The following is a 16889-nucleotide window of genomic DNA, read 5'->3' as shown; positions in this document are numbered from 1 at the left end:
GCTATGGCCTCAATTCAATGACCGTCTTACCGATCCGGATGGGCACGCCGGGCTCGACGGGCAGGGCCCGGGTGAGCTGGGACCCTGCGAGGAAGGTGCCGTTGGTCGAGCCCAGGTCCTCGACGAACCAACGGCTCCCCTGGGGGAACAGCCGGGCGTGCCTGCCTGATGCGTAATCGTCCTCGAGGACAAGCGTTGCTTCCTGGGCGCGCCCTAGGAGGATGGGGCTGGACGTCAGGTCGAGGGTGGTGCCGGCGAGTGGACCCTCGGTCACCACGAGCTGGTGCGCCTGGATCCGTGGGGGAGGCAATTCCTGGGCCAGTTCCGGATTCTTGCGCGCCTCGCGGGCCGTCGGTGTGCCGGTCTTGTTGCGCTGTCCGACGACGAGGTCGCGCCGGAGCGCGCTCACCGTACTGAGGACGAGGATCCATAACAGCACCAGGAAGCCGTAGCGCAGCAGCGTGACGGTCAGTTCGCCTGCCTCACTCATGCCTGTGCATCACCGGCCGGGAGGGGAACGAGCCGGAAGGTCAGACGTGTGCGACCCATGGTGATGACCGATCCGTCCGTCAGCTCCGCCTGGCCCTGGACTCGCTGCCCATTGACGTAACTGCCGTTCGTGGAACCGAGGTCGACGGCGAACACCCCGCCGTTCGAGGTGCGGATTTCCAGATGGCGTCGGGAAACACCGGTATCGTCCACGAGGATATCCGCATCGGAGGATCGGCCTAGAATGATCGACCCCGCATTGATCGAGTAGCGCTGCCCGTCCAGTTCGAGCACGGGCTGGTAGCGGGTGGGCTGCCGTCTGGGCGCGGAGGGTGCATTGGCGGCCGGCGGCCGGCGCCCACCCTTTTCCATGTTGGAGTCGAGTTCGAGCACACCTGTCTTGAGGTCGGGATCGTGTGCGAAGGAAACTTGGACCGGGCCCTGGAGAATATACTGCTGGCTGGTGGCATGGCGGATCACGACGTCGCACAACTCCTCGGCGAGGGCTGAGCCCCATCGCTGAGCGTTCGCGAAATCTGCATCGGACAAGCGCGCGGTGAAGACATTCGGGGCGAGGGTACGGCCCTGGGCAAGAACCATTGACCGATCATCCAGTTCCTTGCGGAGCGCACTGGCAATTTCCACCGGTTGCACCTCGGACCGGGAACCGGTGGAGAAGACGCCCCGGACCATTTTCTCCAAACCGCGTTCTACATTGTCGAGTATGCCCATTTTCGCCTCCTGACCTTCCTCGGGATGTTCGTAGGTGCTGCGGAACCTGGCTTGATTGCTTCCCCGTGGTCCTGCCTGGGGCAGCGTCCAGCCGGGCACGTTCACCCCGATACTACTTGGGTGCTCTGGGAATGACATTAACAGTGGCTGCCCGGGCATTACTTTGCGCTAACGATTGGACGCCGGCGCCGGGTGCCCGAAGAATGCGGCGCCCAGGCCGGAAGTAGTCCGTTTAGGTGTTTTCTCACCGGCTCCGTTATGCTTGTTTCTGCTGTTCACAAGCCGATCGGAGCTATCCGAAAAGTTTGGAATCTTGAAATTGCGCGAGTGGCGGAACGGCAGACGCGCTGGCTTCAGGTGCCAGTATCCGAAAGGGTGTGGGGGTTCAAATCCCCCCTCGCGCACGGAAATTCGAGACAAAAGGCTCCCAGTTTCGGGGGCCTTTTGTCGTTGGAGGGCCCGTGCCTCTTTCCTGGTCCGGGAAACGGCGCTTCATCGGAAGTCCCGTGACTTCGTCGTTGCCTTGAGCTGCAGCACCTCGAACCGGTCCGCTACAAGGTTCACCACTCCCTCGGGGGACCGTTCAAGGATGCCCCGAACAATCACGCTGCTGGCTTCCCGTGCCACGCGGCGGTACCGCTGCCATACTCCTACTGAGCAGATCACATTCACCAGTCCGGTTTCGTCCTCCAGGTTCAGGAAGGTAATACCGCTGGCAGTGGCAGGGCGCTGGCGGTGTGTCACCACCCCGCCGGTTTCCACGCGTCGGCCGGATTCCGCCACCTGCAGATCCGCCGCACTGAGCGCACCCCGGCGCTTCAGCCGGGTCCGCGCATGGCGTACCGGGTGATCATCAGGAGTGATACCCAGGGACCATAAATCTGAACCCACCTTGTCAAGGTCCGAGAGTTCGGGCATCAGCGGGGGCTGGATATAGACGGCGGTGCCCTTGATCTGGCCCTCCCGCTCGGTGGAGGCAGGGCCCGCATCCCACAGTGCGGCACGCCTCGACAAGCCCATGGAATCGAAGGCTCCGGCGGCAGCGAGCGCTTCAAGCTGCGCGGAAGTGAGCCCGGTACGCCGTGCGAGGTCCCTCATGTCCTCGAAGGGGCCGTTTCGGGTTCGCTCACCCACAATCCTTTCCGCCACCTTCGTACCAAGGGACTGCACGCTGTCCAACCCCAGCCGCACCGCATAGTTGCCGTCCCGGCGGTGGGCGGTGGAATCGAAGGGAACGCTTCGGTCGAACGGACCGACGGGCGGCTGATGCTCCTGCACGCAGCAGTCCGTTCCTGTGGTCCGAGATCGGAGATCCTCACCGGGGACGAAGCCGTCAAGAGGTTCGAGGTCAGCGGAGACGCCGGAGTGCAGGATGTCGGGCCGCAGCACCTGTGCCCCATGCCGCCGTGCATCAGCAACGAGTGTCTGCGGTGAATAGAATCCCATCGGTTGTGCCCGTAACAGCGAGGCGAGGAAGGCTCCAGGATAGTGGAGCCTCAACCAGGCACTCACATAGACCAGCAGGGCGAAACTGATGGAGTGGCTCTCGGCGAAACCGAAGTTAGCGAACGCATGGATCTTGTTGTAGATTGCGTCTGCGACGTCTCCGGTGATGCCGTTCGACTCCATGCCCTCATAGAGCTTGGTCCGTAGCGAATCGATCCGTTCCTCCCCCCGTTTCGATCCCATGGCCCGACGCAGCAGGTCGGCATCGGCTCCCGTGCAGCCTCCCACCACCATGGCCATCTGCATCAATTGTTCCTGGAACAGGGGAACACCCAGCGTGCGTTCGAGCACCGGTTTGAGGTCCGGGTGGATATAGAGCACCTCTTCCTCGCCCATTTTGCGCTTGATATAAGGGTGGACGGCACCACCTTGGATGGGGCCCGGACGTACGAGGGCCACTTCGATCACGAGGTCGTAGAACCGGCGTGGCTGCAGACGGGGAAGCATTCCCATCTGGGCACGGCTTTCCACCTGGAACACCCCCACCGAATCGGCGAAGCACAGCATGTCGTAGACGCCCTGCTCCTCCTTGGGAATACTGTGCAGCGCCCACTGCTCACCGAAGTGCTTTGCCACAAGATCGAAGTTGTACTGGATGGCGGCAAGGATGCCGAGGCCGAGGAGATCGAACTTCACCAGGCCCATCCAGGCGCAGTCATCCTTGTCCCATTGAAGGACGGTCCGTCCCTCCATCCGCCCATGCTCAATGGGGCATACTTCTCCGACGGGGCGGTCCGTCAGCACCATCCCTCCTGAATGGATGCCGAGGTGCCGCGGAAATTTAAGAACTTCCCGGGCAAGTCCGACCACCGAATCCGGAATGTCGTGATCAGTACTCGACACCAGTCCTCCCCAGCGTTCCACCTGTTTGGACCAGGCGTCCTGCTGCCCGGGGCTGTGGCCCAATGCCTTCGCCATGTCACGGACAGCGAACTTGGGGCGGTACGTGATGACGTTGGCAACCTGCGCCGCATTGAATCTCCCGTACTTCCGGTAGACATACTGGATGACTTCCTCGCGGCGGTCGGAGTCGAAGTCCACGTCGATGTCGGGCTCTTCGTCGCGCAGGCTGGACAGGAACCGCTCGAACGGGAGCTCGTACTTGATCGAATCGACAGCAGTGATTTCCAGGAGATAACAGACGGCGGAATTCGCCGCCGAGCCGCGACCCTGACACAGGATGCCGTTACGGCGGGCGTAGTGCACCAGGTCATGGACGATCAGGAAGTATCCGGGAAAATTCTTGCTCTCGATGACGTCCAGTTCGCGTTCTATCCGTGTCCGGACATCGAGCCGGCCGCCGTACAGTTTGTTCGCCCCTTCCCGGACGAGCTGCCGGAGGTAGCTCATCTGGGTGTGGCCTTCGGGCAACTCGATATTCGGCAGGCCGGGTTTGACGCTGCGCAGGCGGAAAGCGAGGTCATCCGCAAGGTCGACCGTCCGTTCCACGGCTCCCGGATAGGCTTCGAACCGAACGGCCATCTCGGCACCGCTGCGCAGGTGAGCCGCGCCCGCTGCCGGGAGCCAGCCGTTCATCTGGTCGAGGCTCCGGCGCGCGCGGACGGCAGCCAGGGCGGTTGCGAGCCGGTGCTGACCGGGGACGGCATAGTGCACATTGTTTGTCGCGATGACGGGTAGTTTCAGCCGTGCGCCCAGAGCGGCCAGTGCATCATTGTGCGCGGTGTCCAATGGGTTGCCCTGATCGGAGAGCTCAACGGCCACGGAATCCCGGCCGAAAAGGTCCAGGAGGCGGACGATTTCCCGCTCTGCGGCCCGGTCGCCCCCGGAGATCAGGGCTTTTCGAACGGCTCCCTTCCGGCAGCCGGTGAGGATCATCCACTGGCCCGCAGCATGCTCGGCAAGATTCTCCAGGGAGTAGCGGGGTTTCCCCTTTTCCGCTCCTTCGGCCAGCTGTGCTGCGGTGATGGCACCGGCAAGACGATGGTAGCCGGCCGATCCGCGCGCAAGCACCAGTAAATGGGGACCCTCAGGGTCCGGCTCGCCGTTCTGGGGTTTCGACAGTTCGAGGGAAAGTTCCGTGCCGTAGATGGTCGCAAGGTCGGGGTGTTTTTCGGCGGCTTCAGCCAGATGCACCGCGCCGTACAGGCCATCATGATCCGTCAGCGCGAGGCCTCTGAGCCCTAACCGGTGCGCTTCCTCCACCAGTTGCTCCGGGCTGGCTGCGCCGTCAAGGAAGCTGAAGTTCGAGTGGACATGGAGTTCCGCGTAGGGCGTTCCCTGCTCCTCCGGGGCCCTAGCGCCTGCAGGAGGGGCAGAATAGGGCTGGCGTTTCCTTGACCAGGCGGGGCTGTCGCCGCCGTCGGCCCCTAGGGGAGGCTCCCCAGGGCGCGTTCTGTCGGACAGGTTCCGCTCGAAGTCGGACCAGGGGACGGGCGGATTGCTCCAGGCCACGGGCATCTTCCTTTCCTTAGTCGTAACTGGCCTCGGAAAACCACTCGTGATTCTCGAAAAGCAGGAGCCAGGCGGAACCCGATGTATCCACCAGCTGAAAACGGTTGAGCATCCGTCCCCGGGGATCCCACCAGCGCTCGTTGATGGGCCAGGGGCCGGCCCAGGAATGTACCGGCCACCGCTGGTCACTGCGGCCGACCGTAAAAAAAGCAGGGTCCGCGCTCATCAGCCCCCTCGGATCAATGTCGACGGGGTTTCCCCTCGCATCAACGACGACGGCGGGAACCGGCACCGCGAAAACCGTGGCCGGAACCGGGCCGGGAAGCCTTCCGGGCCAGGGCTGGGTTTTGTCCTGGGCTGCCGGTGAATCCCCCCAGGGGATATAGACCCTGCGGTCCGCCAGGAGCCGCCCGCCGGCAATCACCGCTGTCAGCACGGCCCCATGGCCCAGCATGCTCTGCACGCGGGCCAACCCGTGGTAGATGCTTTCATCAGGACCGGTTCCCCACAGGCCGTCGGCGTGGTCGCTGAGGTCCTCGACGAGGCCGGGGACAATCTGCACGTGCGTGATGCCGGATGTCAGCCCGTGGTCAGCGGCGTTGCTTCCCTGCAGCTGCCAGCGCACGCGGTCCACGACGTCGTCGGCGTCGAACCAGCGCGGGTGCTGCCACAAGCGCTCGGAGACCTCGCCGGACTCCGTGTGCAGTGCCACCTGCAGCGCTGTGCACACCAGCCCGGCCTGCCTCAGCCCGTCCACGAAATGTTCGGCAGTTATCCGGAAGGCGAAGGCCAACTGGTCGATGCGCGCCAGCGGCGGCTCGAAGTGGGCAGTGGCATCCAGCTGGGGAGGAGGGGTGCGGGCCAGCACGCTGGAATAGTCGAATCCGCAGGCCTGCCGGTGCGCCAGTGCACCCTCGGCGCCGAACCGGTTACGCACATCAGCAGCGCTCAGGGCGGCGAAATTTCCGAGGGACCTGATACCCAGGCGCTTCAGCAGCACCGCCAGCCGTGGCTGCTCCAGAACATCGAGGGGGAAGGTGCTGAGGAACCATGGGGATCCTCCGGGAGGGATGATGCAGAGCGGCTCGGCCTGCGGATCCTCCAGTGCCTCCGTTGCCTTTGCAGCCTGTTCCGCGGCAAAGAGACCGTCGGCAATGCCGATCCGTACATCGGTCAGCCCAATGGCAGCGAGAGTCTGGAACACGATGGAGGCGGCACTTTCCTCACTGCCGTAATAGCGGGACGGACCCTTGATCTGAATGGCACACAGTCCCGGACGAAGAACCTGCACCCCCGGCATAAGGGTTTCCACTGCCGTGATGACGGGCTCGAAACTGCGGGTATCCAGCGACGGATCGTAGGCCAGTACGGTGAGGCCGGAACACCGCGCCTGCGCTTCCCGAAGGCGTAGGCCCCGCCGTACACCGTCCTGTCGGGCCGTGGGTGAACAGGCGAAGACCTCGCCCCTGTCCACCAGGGCAAGAGCGGTATGAACATCGAGCGAGTGCTCGCGGACGGCCGCCGTAATGGGCCAATCCGGGCACCACAGCATCAGGGTGCGGGTAGCGGTGAGGGCGGCTGGAGGCCCGGATGCGGCTGCTCCGGTGCTCATGAGGACTTTCGGGTCGGCTGGAAAAGGGTGGTGCCGTCGTCGGAGGTAGGGGGATGTTCCAGTGCAGTGTCGCCGGAAGTTTGCCAGGGGCCGCGCTGCAGTTCGGTCAGGCCCACATACGTATGACGCAGCCGGCCGGCGGGATTGGTGGCGGTGATCTTCATCCTGCGAGCTTGGAGATGACCGGTTCCTGACCCCAGTCCCTCCCATGCGCTCTCGGCGATGCTCAGCGTTGAATCGCACTGCTGCCAGTTGCCCAGTGTGATCAATGCGGTTCCGCGTTGCCGAAGCCGGGATTTGAGCCGCGCTGTATCCGAGGGGGCAAGGTGCGCGGGGGCGCGGGTCAGCACAACGGAGACTACGTCCACCAGTGCTGCCGTCACAGTGAGCCACTGGGATCCCGGATCAGGAATTAGGATGAGCCGCTCCAGGTTGATCCCAAACTCCTCGGCGGCCTCCACGCTGAATTCGGGCAGGCCCACAACGCTGCACCAGGCACCGGTTGCGGACGGACCGGCGAGGAGTGCCATGGCCAGAGTGGTGGAGTTCCGGACTGCATAGGACCCACCGGACTGCAGGCCTCCTCCGGGGAGGATTTTGGCCAGCGCGGGAACGGTGGGAAGTCTCCGCGAATTCAGCCGGCTGGATTGCATCTGGTTGATGCGCGACTGGAGATCAGGGAGGGAATTCATCCCCGGCTGCAGAGCCGCCGATTTCGAGCCCGAAAGCCCAGGGTTGGGAAGCTCCTTCCGTCCGAGCGCCCCTGCAGCTGATGGTGTCACTCGTCAATATTCGAATACGTGTTCTATTAAGTCAATCGACGCATTGGGCTTGCGGAGTGACCGGCTCTGCGTCCACTGCCTGCCGCGCCGGTCCGGCGAAAACCGGACTGAACCGGTTTTACTGCCATTGCCCGCCATTGCCCGTATTTGCCGCATGTCACTGTGCGACACGCGGTCGGAAGCGGCGATGGCACGAAATCCGGTGCAGAGGACCGGGCAGGAGCATCAGTCCCCGCTCTGCTCCTGGCGCTGGATGTCGCGCTCCTTGACCCGTTCTGCTTCGGTGCGGACCGCGGCCTGCGTGGACCGCTCGGCAACGAGCCAGGCGGGGGGCGCCTGCAGGAGCGCGGTGATGTCCTCGGTGGTGAGGGGGTCGGTGATTCCTCCGCGGGCCAGTCCGCCGATCGATATTCCGAGTTTCTGGGCCACGACGGGCCGGGGGTGGGGGCCTGTCCGCCGCAGTTCGGCAAGCCACTCCGGCGGCGTCTGCTGCAGTTCGTTGAACTCGGCCCGTGTCAGTTCACGGTCCTGGAATTCCTGGGGAGCCGCGGGAAGGTAAATCCCCAGTTTTTTCGCCGCCGTGGCGGGTTTCAGGGTCTGTGGTGTTTTTGCGGGGGTCATCTCCCCAGCTTAACCGGCCCGGCGCAGGCGGATGTTCCGTGCGTTAGTGTGAACCTGTGCCCGTGTTGCCCGTGCTTCAGCCCCGATCCCTGTCCGTGGGATTCGTTGCAGGCGTCACGCCGGGCAAGTGGGTGGCCCGGTGGCGGGAGCGGCACCCCGGGGTGGATCTTGAACTTCACCCCTACGACGACGACGCCGCCCTCCCGGCGTTGAAAGACGCCGGAATCGACGTCCTTTTCGTACGGCTCCCCATTGAGCGCCAAGGACTGCACGTCATTCCCCTGTATGAGGAACAGGCCGTGGTGGTGATGTCCAGGGAGAACGAGCTGTCCCTTTACGAGGAAGTTGCCCTGACCGAGCTCCATGCCGAAAACCGGCTCGGCATCGAGGAATGCGGCGGGCCGAAAGCGGCGGTGGAGGTGGCTGCGTCCGGGGCCGGTGTGGTGGTGCTGCCGATGTCCCTCGCGCGGCTGCACATGCGCAAGGACGCTGTCCACCGTCCCGTACCGGAGTTGCCCGGCACCGTGATCGGCATCGCATGGCGGAAGGGCGACGAGTCGCCCGACGTCGAGGAGTTCATCGGTATTGTGCGGGGCCGGACCGAGCGGAGTTCGCGCCAGCCGTCGGCCCAGGAACCGGCCGAGGCGAAGCGGAGTGCCTCGCAGAAGGCGGCGGCCAAGAAGGCCGGTTCCCAGGGTGCCGGCGGAAAGGGTGCCGGCGGAAAACACTCCGGGGCCAAACCCGTTCAGGGGAAATCGAAGAAGGCATCGCCGCCCAGGCGGGGCCGTCGTCGTTAGCTGAAGACCGCCTCGACCCCAGGATAGGAGGAGTTGAGGCGGCCGCCCTCAGCTAACCCCGCTAACCCAGTGAGGCCAGCGCGAAGACTGCAGCTGCGATAGCGAAGCCCATGACGCCGATCGCCGTTTCCATGACAGTCCAGGTCTTCAGTGTGGTTTTGACGTCCATGCCGAAGAATCGGCCCACGAGCCAGAAGCCTGAATCGTTGACGTGGCTGACCACCACTGAACCGCCGGCGACTGCGACAACGAGGGCAGCAAGCTGCAGGCCGTTGTAGTCTCCCGCTGCAATCGCCGGTGAGATGAGACCCGCGGCCGTGGTGAGCGCAACAGTGGCCGAGCCCTGGGCGATGCGCAGGATCGCGGCGATGAGGAAACCGGCAAGAATGATGGGGATTCCGAGGTCCCCAAGGACTCCCTCAAGGGCATCGCCGATACCACTTGTCCGCAGCACCCCGCCGAACATGCCGCCGGCCCCCGTGATGAGGATGACGGAACAGACCGGTCCGAGTGCTGATTCGAGGGTGTTCTCGAGGACCGTCTTATCCACTCCGCGGCGTCGGCCCAAAACGTACGATGCGACCAGGAGCGAGATCAGCAGGGCAACCGGTGTCTCCCCCAACGTTCGCAGGAGCTGGAACCACCCCTGCTCGGCGAAGTCTTCGCTGACGGCTCCCGACCGGGCAACGGTGTTCAGGCCGGTATTGAGGAAGATCAGCACCAGCGGGAGGAGCAGGATGCCCACGACTGTGCCGAATTTGGGAGGATTCGCCTCGTTGTGAGGATCGGCCTTTCCCAGCAGTTCAGGAATGGGAAGCACGAACTTCTTACCTGCCCACTTCCCGTAGAGGTACGCCGTGACGTACCAGGTGGGAATGGCTGCCACCAGGCCGACCATGATGACGAGGCCCACATTCGCGCCGAAGAACTCGGAAGCGGCGACCGGGCCCGGATGGGGTGGAACGAAGATATGCATGACGGAGAACGCTCCGGCTGCGGGGAGCCCGTAGAGGAGGACTCCGCCTCCCAGCCGGCGGGCCACGGAGAAGACCACGGGAAGCATGACCACGAGCCCCGCATCGAAGAAGATCGGGAAGCCGAAAATCAGTGACGCGACTCCGAGCGCGAAAGGTGCACGTTTCTCGCCGAACACGCGGATGAGGTAGTCGGCAAGCACCCGGGCACCGCCGCTGGTTTCGACGAGCCGGCCGAGCATTGCCCCGAGACCCACGAGAAGTGCGACGGCGCCCAGCGTGGATCCGAAGCCCCCTACGAGGACTGTCACGATCTGGTCGGTGGGAATGCCTGTGGCGAATGCAGTGGCAAGGCTGATGAGGATCAGTGAGACGAACGCATGGACGCGCAGCTTGATGATCAGGAAGAGCAGCACCAGGATGGCTGCTGCGGCAATGAGGAGGAGCGGCCCGGCGCTGAGGCTCTGGGTCCATCCTTCAATGGTCATGAATGTTCTCCGATTAAATAGATAGTGTCTGTAGGGATGTATCGGTCGACGCAGCCCTAGGGCCCGCTGATTCCCAGCCGCTCGAGGATGGAACGGACAACCTCGTGGGGTGTCCCGCTGTTGGTGATCTTGATGCCGGCCTCGTCCGCCTGAAGCGGTTCGAGGGTGCTGAGCTGCGAGGGAAGCAGGGATTGCGGCATGAAATGTCCGCTGCGGGTCTTCATGCGCTCAAGGATGAGGTCAACGTCCCCTTCGAGGTGGACGAAACGCACGCTGCCGGAGGCTTCTGCCAGTACGTCCCGGTAGCTTCTCCTCAATGCGGAGCAGGTGATGACTGTACTTTCACCGTCCGAAGCCTTGGCTGTCATCCAGTTACGCATGACGTCGAGCCAGGGCCAGCGATCCTCGTCGGTCAGTGCCGTTCCTGCGGTCATCTTGGTGATGTTCGCTGCGGGGTGGAACTCATCCGCCTCGGCGAATGTCCAGCCCAGTTCCTCGGCAAGCAGGGTGGCTATGGTCGTCTTGCCTGACCCCGAGATGCCCATGACGATCAGGTGCTGCGGTTGCGTTGCCATGCTGACTCCCTTGTCATTGCTCGTTCGTGTCCTGATCCACGCGAGGACACCAGCAAAGGTATCACCTTTGACCGATAAAGGTACTACCTTTCCGTACTACTCTGGCGGCCCTATTGTTAGTTCGGCAACGGTGGTGATGGAGAGGAACAGCATGACGGCGCAGTCGGCAAAACCGCACAGCCCTATCGAACCGGCGGAGGTCTTCTACAGCCGAATTCTCGACGCGGTGGGCCGCGACATCATCAACGGCACCCTGCCGCAGGGGTCACGCCTGACCATCGACGGCCTCCAGCAGCAGTTCGGAGTATCCCGTACGGTGGTGCGCGACTGCATGAGGATCCTCGAATCGATGAACCTCGTTTTCTCCAAGCGCCGGATCGGCATCGTGGTGCAGGCCCGGGAGCGCTGGAACGTCTACGACGCGCGGGTCATCCGGTGGCGTCTCGGCGGGCCGGGGCGGGCGGACCAGTTCCGCAGCCTGACGCAGCTCCGGTGTGCTGTGGAGCCGGCCGCTGCCCTGGCTGCTGCGGGTAATGCCACTCAGGAGGAGCGTGCGCGGGTGGTCGAACTCGCGGCACAGCTCAGGTCGCTGGGTGAAAGTGGGAAGCTGGACGAGTTCCTCGAAGTGGACATCGAATTCCATGCACTCATCCTCAAGGCAAGCGGCAACGAGATGTTTTCAGCCCTTACCGAGGTGGTGGCCGAGGTGCTCTCCGGACGCACGAGGCATGGCCTCATGCCGCATAATCCCAGGGAACACGCGCTCGCACGTCACGAGGAAGTAGCGGCGGCCATCAGCAGTGGAGACGTGCGGGCTGCTGAATTCAGCATGACCTCCTTGCTGGCCGAAGTCCGCCAGGCCATTCCCTGAAGGTAGGGGCCGCCGCCATCCGGCTGTACTCAGTCCAGGAGGTGCCCCAGCGTTCCTGTTCCGAGGTAGGGCTGTGACGCAAGGAAGCCCAACTGCTGTGCGGAAGGGGTGGTGTGTGTCCGGGCCATAACCAGGTAAAGCTGGACAGCCTCGAAGCCGGCGAAGCCATAGCGTATTCCGGCGTTCGGTAGGTGATGCAGGTCACTCTCCCGGATACGCACCGCCCGGTACTCGAAGGCACTGCCGGGGGAGAAGGTCCCGCGGATCGGGTGCTCCGGCAGCTCGGCCAGGTGTCTTCCTGCCGAGCGGAGGACTGCATCCGAGGGGCCGCAGAAGTACAACTCCGGCAATCCCTGCTCGGTGCGGCCGGTGGTGTAACAGCAGCGGACGCCCCACGGCGTTTGTGAGAGGTGGAGGACTGGTGCGTCCGGAATGCCCCTGTGAAACGGGCGGAAAATGAGGTCTGTCATGAAATCTCCCGGTCATCGGTGACGAGGAAATCCACGATGCCAGCCGGCTCTGACATTCCCCCCGTACCAACAGAGAAGGGAAGCTCCTGAGAGCTTCCCTTCTCTGTTGGATCAGGGTTACACGGCCGCGGGCTCCGTGACGTTGGCGGTGGGCGTCATGTTCTCGGCATCGACCATCCATGCGTACTGCTCGAGCTTCTCGATGAAACCGTGAAGGATGTCCGCGGTGGTCGGGTCTTCCTCGTCGATCTGGTCGTGGACATCGCGCATGGTCTTGACAGCAGCATTCAGCATCCGCACCACCAGGGTGACGGTGTCCTGCGTCGAAACCAGCCCTGCGGGGAATTCATTGAGCGAAGCACCCTTGGCGACGGCTGTGCTGCGCCCATCGGGGACCGCGTGGAGGGCGCGCATGCGTTCAGCCAGCTGATCGGCGAACAGCCGGGCGTCGTCGATGATCTCGTCGAGCTGCAGGTGCATGTCACGGAAGTTCTTGCCCACAACGTTCCAGTGGGCCTGCTTGCCCTGGAGGTGCAGTTCGATGAGGTCGACCAGGACTGCCTGCATATTGTCGGTGAGTGTGGGTGAAGCCTGCATGGATCCTCCAGGAGTAGGAAAAGTGTCCGCCGCGGCGATGAAGAATCGACGGAAGCATCGATGGGGGAAGCCGCGGATTACTTTCACCCTAGACCCGCGTGTTGGCCAAATCCAACCGATCTGCATAATCTAAGTAGACTTACGGTTTTACCGGTCTGGAACCATTTTTGGGCTACGGATGGGGGAGCCGAAGTCCCTACGAAGGAGTGAATTTCATGGCGAAAGTTCAGGAATCGATCGACGTGGCCGTGCCGGTGAGCACTGCCTACAACCAATGGACCCAGTTCGAAACCTTCCCCAAATTCATGAGCGGGGTGGAGTCGATCACCCAGACCTCCGATACCCGGACACACTGGGTCACGAGCATCGGCGGTGTCCGGCGCGAGTTCGATGCCGAAATCACCGAGCAGCACCCGGACGAGCGCGTGGCGTGGAAGAGCACCGACGGTGAATCGCATGCCGGAGTGGTGACCTTCCACCGGCTCGACGAAAGCACCACACGGCTTATGGTGCAGATCGACTGGCACCCTGAAACCTTTACTGAAAAAATCGGCGCCGTGGTGAACGCAGACGCCGCGCAGGTCAAGGGAGACCTCAAGCGGTTCAAGGAGTTCATCGAGAAAAGCGGTGGCGAAAGCGGTGCGTGGCGCGGGGACGTCAGCGCGCCGCCGTCGGGGGTCGTCGGGGAAGCCGAACCGGCCAACGGCACCTTGCCCGACGGTGCCCTCAATGATCCCGACTCGGGCGGACCGCGGATGGGCACCCCGGGCAGCTGATCGGGGAGCTACAGGTCGCCGACTTCGATGGTTTCGATGGCCTCGGCGGCGCGTTGCGAAAGGCCTGACGAGATCGGCGCGCTTTTCGCAGCCTCCGCCGCCGTCGCCTGGCCCTCACTGCTCACCGCGTACGTACCGAAAGCCTTCACCACCTCGGCGGTCTGCTCGTTCTCATAGCGCGAGCAGAACACAAGGTAGGACACCAGGACGAGCGGATACACGCCGTCAGCCGTGGTGGTCCGATCAAGGTTGAGTGCGATGTCGTACTCTTCCCGCCCCGGCACTCCAGTGGCGACGTCGACGGCGCCGGCCGCGGCCTTCCCGCTGACTGTCACATACTCATCGCCGACCAGGAGTCTTGCCTTCCCGAGGGGAGGCCCGACGGCGGAATCGTCGGCATAGGTCACTGCGCCCTCGGTGCTGGAGACGGTGCTGACCACCCCCGCGTTCCCCTTGGCATTCTCGTTGGAGAGCGAGCCCGGCCACGTGCCGTCGGCCTCGTCGGTCCAGATTTCCGGAACCACGGCGGAGAGGTAGTCAGTGAAGTTCTCTGTGGTCCCCGAATCGTCGGACCTGCTCACCGGGGAGATCCTGGTGGAGGGCAGGTCCACGCCCTCGTTCTGGGCAGCGATGGCGGGGTCGTTCCAGGTGGTGATCTCACCCCGGAAGATGCGGGCGATCGTTGCAGCGTCGAGGTTGAGTTCGGTAATCCCCGGCAGGTTGAAGGCGATGCTGATGGGGGAGACGTAGGCAGGGATGTTGAAGGCACCACCCGGGCCGCACACTTCAGTCGACTCTGCCAGTTCTTCGTCATCGAGGTAGGCATCCGAGCCGGCGAAAACCACCGCGCCGGCCAGCAGCGCGCCGCGGCCCGCACCGGAGCCATCGGGTGAGTACTGCACCTGCGCGCGCGGGTGCATCGTGGCGAACTCCGCACGCCACCCATCCATGGCAGAACCCAGGGCGGACGAACCCGATCCGGTGATGGCGCCACGCAGGCTCGAGTCCGCATTGCGGGCTGCCGCCTCCTGCGCGGGGCCCAACGGGTAGTCCGACCCGCACCCGGTAAGGCCGAGGGCCAGGACTGCCAGGCCGGCACCTATGGACCGGGCTTTCGCTGATTTCACTCGATCAACGGTACAGGGTGCGCGGTTTACAGGGTGCGCCAGTCCCCGTTCTGCAGGTGGGACCCTGCCTGCGGACCCATCTGCAGCATGCCGCCATCCACCACCAAGGATGCTCCGTTGACGTAGCTCGATGCGGGAGAGGCGAGGAAGGCGATGACTGCGGCTACCTCCCTTGCGTCACCCGGCCTGCCCACGGGAATGCCGGGACGGTCCACTTCGCGGGGGTCCTGGTCGCCGGCGTCGTTCATGGGCGTGGAGATCTCACCCGGCAGGACGGCGTTGGCCGTGATACCCCTATCGGCGAGCTCGAGCGCGATGGTCCGGATCAGGCCGCCGAGCCCGTGCTTCGATGCGTCATAGGCGGCGGACCCGACCCGCGGTTGCTCCTGGTGCACGCTGGTCACCGCAATGATGCGGCCGCCCTTGCCGGCGTCGAGCATATGCCGCGCGGCCCGCTGGATACAGACGAAGGCGCCGTCGAGGTTGGCCGCCATGGTGCCGCGCCACGTCTCCCAGTCCGTGTCCATGAACAGAGTGCCGCCATTGACGCCCGCGTTATTGACGAAGATGTCGACACCGCCCAGCTCCTTCGCGAGCTGGTCCACCACATCTCCGCATCCGGGGGCGTCGGTGGTGTCGAGCCGCGCCACGGCCGCCTTCCGTCCGCGCTCGCGGACCAGCCGCGCCGTTTCCTCGGCGCCGTCGGAATCCGAGTGCCAGGTGATACCGACGTCGCACCCGGCATCGGCGAGGGCAAGCGCTGTAGCGCGGCCGATCCCGGAGTCGGATCCTGTGACGATTGCAGTGTTCGGGGAAAAATCCATACCTTCATCCTTGGCAGCCACCGGAGGGTGTGGCAAGGAGAAAAAGTAGGTGTGGCTTTCAGCAGTGGTGCCTGCGCGGGGCCTCGATCCCCGGGCCTTCCGCGTGTGAAGCGGATGCTCTACCAGACTGAGCTACACAGGCAAATGGTTCTCCCATAGCTTAGGGCATTCGGGGCGCCTGCCCAATTTGGCTCGGAAGACCCGCCTCCGGATGCGGCCCGGTTCCGCCGCGACGGACGAAAACCTGCTGGCCACCGGGGTCCAGCGTGGGTAGCCTGAGAAATGGAACGCTAGCCAGGGACAACCGGAGGAAACGACGTGGACAACCAGGACATCCTCCAGCGCATCCAGGCGCTGGTCAAGGAAGAGCATGAGCTCCGTGGGGGTTCCCCTGCAGACGGCGGCGGGACGGATCCGGATTCCGGCACGAGGCTGAAGCGTGTCGAGGAAGACCTCGACCAGTGCTGGGATCTGCTCCGTCAGCGCCGTGCCAAAGCCGACGCCGGCGAGAACCCGGCGGACGCCGATGCGCGGCCGATCAGCCAGGTCGAGAGCTACCGCCAGTAGATGAAGTGCTCACTCGTCCTCTTCGATGTCAATGAGACGCTCTCCAACCTGGAGGGCATGGCGCAGCACTTCGAGGAGGTGGGCGCTCCGCCGGGAACCGCGGCGCTGTGGTTCGCCTCGCTCCTGCGTGACGGGTTCGCCCTGACCGCCGCGGGCGTCAATCCGCGGTTCGCCGAACTCGCCGAGGGATCGCTTCGATGGGTCCTCGCTTCCGAGCCGCTCAATCGAAACCTCGACGACGCCGTCGGCCATGTTCTCGACGCTTTCCAGGAACTGCCCGTGCACCCCGATGTGGCCGACAGTCTGACCGCGCTGGCAGAGCGCGGGATACGGGTGGCGGCCCTGACGAACGGCGCGGCAGGCACAGCGACGTCGCTGCTGGAGAGGGCCGGGTTGCTCAGCCATTTCGAGGCAGTCCTCTCGGTGGAGGATGCGCCCCTGTGGAAACCGGCCGCCTCGGCCTACGGGTACGCGGCGGAAACCTGCTCGACACCCCTGGCTGAAATCGCCCTGGTCGCGGTTCACCCCTGGGATATCGACGGTGCGGCGCGTGCCGGAATGAGGACCGTCTGGCTCAACCGGAACGGCGCCGACTTCCCGGCGTACTCGACGGCACCGGACGAAACAGTGCAGCACTGCACGGAAATCGCCGCGTATCTGAACCCCTAG

The 16889-nt window shown here is 64.2% G+C and carries 16 protein-coding genes, 2 tRNA genes and 1 pseudogene; 6 read left to right on the top strand and 13 right to left on the bottom strand.

The window, feature by feature from the left end; all coding sequences use genetic code 11:
- Position 1 precedes the first annotated feature (1 nt).
- Positions 2–490 (bottom strand): FHA domain-containing protein FhaB/FipA, encoded by a 489-nt coding sequence (locus IWX65_RS07730; protein WP_196881845.1) that lies wholly within the window; start codon positions 488–490, stop codon positions 2–4.
- On the bottom strand, positions 487–1221 hold the full coding sequence (locus IWX65_RS07725) for an FhaA domain-containing protein (RefSeq protein ID WP_196881844.1): 735 nt from the start codon (positions 1219–1221) through the stop codon (positions 487–489). Before IWX65_RS07725 ends, IWX65_RS07730 begins: the two co-directional genes overlap by 4 nt.
- 321 nt (positions 1222–1542) lie before the next feature.
- On the opposite strand from IWX65_RS07725, the gene IWX65_RS07720 reads away from it, so the two are divergent.
- A tRNA-Leu gene (locus IWX65_RS07720) sits at positions 1543–1625 on the top strand.
- Positions 1626–1713: 88 nt separating this feature from the next.
- Here IWX65_RS07720 and IWX65_RS07715 read toward each other — a convergent pair.
- The 4 genes from IWX65_RS07715 to IWX65_RS07700 form a co-directional block, all read right to left on the bottom strand.
- Positions 1714–5139 carry an error-prone DNA polymerase gene (locus IWX65_RS07715; protein ID WP_196881913.1) on the bottom strand — a complete coding sequence of 1142 codons (3426 nt, stop codon included), beginning with the start codon at positions 5137–5139 and terminating at the stop codon, positions 1714–1716.
- A 16-nt stretch (positions 5140–5155) separates the two neighbouring features.
- Positions 5156–6751, bottom strand: coding sequence for a DNA polymerase Y family protein (locus IWX65_RS07710; protein ID WP_196881843.1), 1596 nt, complete (start codon positions 6749–6751; stop codon positions 5156–5158).
- Complete coding sequence (locus IWX65_RS07705) at positions 6748–7443, bottom strand: hypothetical protein (protein WP_196881842.1); 696 nt, start codon at positions 7441–7443, stop codon at positions 6748–6750. Before IWX65_RS07705 ends, IWX65_RS07710 begins: the two co-directional genes overlap by 4 nt.
- 315 nt (positions 7444–7758) lie before the next feature.
- The gene (locus IWX65_RS07700; RefSeq protein WP_196881841.1) at positions 7759–8154 is read right to left on the bottom strand and encodes a DUF5997 family protein; all 396 of its coding nucleotides are present in this window, start codon (positions 8152–8154) and stop codon (positions 7759–7761) included.
- Positions 8155–8210: 56 nt separating this feature from the next.
- Between IWX65_RS07700 and IWX65_RS07695 the strand changes: the two genes are divergently transcribed.
- Entirely contained in the window at positions 8211–8951 is a 741-nt protein-coding gene (locus IWX65_RS07695) for a LysR family transcriptional regulator substrate-binding protein (RefSeq protein ID WP_196881840.1), read from the top strand.
- A 61-nt stretch (positions 8952–9012) separates the two neighbouring features.
- Here IWX65_RS07695 and IWX65_RS07690 read toward each other — a convergent pair whose 3' ends face one another.
- Complete coding sequence (locus IWX65_RS07690; protein ID WP_196881839.1) at positions 9013–10413, bottom strand: GntP family permease; 1401 nt, start codon at positions 10411–10413, stop codon at positions 9013–9015.
- 56 nt (positions 10414–10469) lie between these two features.
- On the bottom strand, positions 10470–10988 hold the full coding sequence (locus IWX65_RS07685) for a gluconokinase (RefSeq protein ID WP_196881838.1): 519 nt from the start codon (positions 10986–10988) through the stop codon (positions 10470–10472).
- 151 nt (positions 10989–11139) lie between these two features.
- Between IWX65_RS07685 and IWX65_RS07680 the strand changes: the two genes are divergently transcribed.
- Positions 11140–11859, top strand: coding sequence for a FadR/GntR family transcriptional regulator (locus IWX65_RS07680; RefSeq protein WP_196881837.1), 720 nt, complete (start codon positions 11140–11142; stop codon positions 11857–11859).
- 29 nt (positions 11860–11888) lie between these two features.
- On the opposite strand, the gene IWX65_RS07675 is transcribed toward IWX65_RS07680, so the two are convergent.
- Positions 11889–12329 (bottom strand): hypothetical protein, encoded by a 441-nt coding sequence (locus IWX65_RS07675; protein WP_196881836.1) that lies wholly within the window; start codon positions 12327–12329, stop codon positions 11889–11891.
- A 117-nt stretch (positions 12330–12446) separates the two neighbouring features.
- Positions 12447–12926, bottom strand: a complete 480-nt coding sequence (locus IWX65_RS07670) for a Dps family protein (protein ID WP_196820341.1) — start codon at positions 12924–12926, stop codon at positions 12447–12449.
- A gap of 215 nt (positions 12927–13141) precedes the next feature.
- Here IWX65_RS07670 and IWX65_RS07665 point away from each other — a divergent pair.
- Positions 13142–13588 (top strand): annotated as a pseudogene (locus IWX65_RS07665) (SRPBCC family protein); the annotation flags it as partial.
- A 122-nt stretch (positions 13589–13710) separates the two neighbouring features.
- On the opposite strand, the gene pstS reads toward IWX65_RS07665, so the two are convergent.
- The 3 genes from pstS to IWX65_RS07650 form a co-directional block, all read right to left on the bottom strand.
- Entirely contained in the window at positions 13711–14829 is a 1119-nt protein-coding gene (gene pstS, locus IWX65_RS07660; protein ID WP_196881834.1) for a phosphate ABC transporter substrate-binding protein PstS, read from the bottom strand.
- Positions 14830–14855: 26 nt separating this feature from the next.
- Positions 14856–15653: an SDR family oxidoreductase gene (locus tag IWX65_RS07655; RefSeq protein ID WP_196881833.1), complete on the bottom strand. Its 798-nt coding sequence runs from the start codon at positions 15651–15653 to the stop codon at positions 14856–14858.
- A 65-nt stretch (positions 15654–15718) separates the two neighbouring features.
- Positions 15719–15795: transfer RNA gene (locus IWX65_RS07650), tRNA-Val, on the bottom strand.
- 176 nt (positions 15796–15971) lie between these two features.
- Here IWX65_RS07650 and IWX65_RS07645 point away from each other — a divergent pair.
- Entirely contained in the window at positions 15972–16220 is a 249-nt protein-coding gene (locus tag IWX65_RS07645; RefSeq protein ID WP_196881832.1) for a DUF2630 family protein, read from the top strand.
- Entirely contained in the window at positions 16221–16889 is a 669-nt protein-coding gene (locus IWX65_RS07640; protein WP_196881831.1) for a haloacid dehalogenase type II, read from the top strand.

The organism is Arthrobacter sp. CAN_A214 (genome assembly GCF_015751955.1).
In the GTDB taxonomy this organism is placed as follows: Bacteria; Actinomycetota; Actinomycetes; order Actinomycetales; family Micrococcaceae; genus Arthrobacter_D.
This window is presented reverse-complemented; position numbering and strand designations above follow the sequence as displayed.

What these genes read in the sequence shown, in the direction of transcription:
- IWX65_RS07730 (WP_196881845.1), bottom strand. Translation starts at nt 490, where the DNA reads ATGAGTGAGGCAGGCGAACTGACCGTCACGCTGCTGCGCTACGGCTTC.
- IWX65_RS07725 (WP_196881844.1), bottom strand. Translation starts at nt 1,221, where the DNA reads ATGGGCATACTCGACAATGTAGAACGCGGTTTGGAGAAAATGGTCCGG.
- IWX65_RS07710 (WP_196881843.1), bottom strand. Translation starts at nt 6,751, where the DNA reads ATGAGCACCGGAGCAGCCGCATCCGGGCCTCCAGCCGCCCTCACCGCT.
- IWX65_RS07705 (WP_196881842.1), bottom strand. Translation starts at nt 7,443, where the DNA reads ATGAATTCCCTCCCTGATCTCCAGTCGCGCATCAACCAGATGCAATCC.
- IWX65_RS07700 (WP_196881841.1), bottom strand. Translation starts at nt 8,154, where the DNA reads ATGACCCCCGCAAAAACACCACAGACCCTGAAACCCGCCACGGCGGCG.
- IWX65_RS07690 (WP_196881839.1), bottom strand. Translation starts at nt 10,413, where the DNA reads ATGACCATTGAAGGATGGACCCAGAGCCTCAGCGCCGGGCCGCTCCTC.
- IWX65_RS07685 (WP_196881838.1), bottom strand. Translation starts at nt 10,988, where the DNA reads ATGGCAACGCAACCGCAGCACCTGATCGTCATGGGCATCTCGGGGTCA.
- IWX65_RS07680 (WP_196881837.1), top strand. Translation starts at nt 11,140, where the DNA reads ATGACGGCGCAGTCGGCAAAACCGCACAGCCCTATCGAACCGGCGGAG.
- IWX65_RS07675 (WP_196881836.1), bottom strand. Translation starts at nt 12,329, where the DNA reads ATGACAGACCTCATTTTCCGCCCGTTTCACAGGGGCATTCCGGACGCA.
- IWX65_RS07670 (WP_196820341.1), bottom strand. Translation starts at nt 12,926, where the DNA reads ATGCAGGCTTCACCCACACTCACCGACAATATGCAGGCAGTCCTGGTC.
- IWX65_RS07655 (WP_196881833.1), bottom strand. Translation starts at nt 15,653, where the DNA reads ATGGATTTTTCCCCGAACACTGCAATCGTCACAGGATCCGACTCCGGG.
- IWX65_RS07640 (WP_196881831.1), top strand. Translation starts at nt 16,221, where the DNA reads ATGAAGTGCTCACTCGTCCTCTTCGATGTCAATGAGACGCTCTCCAAC.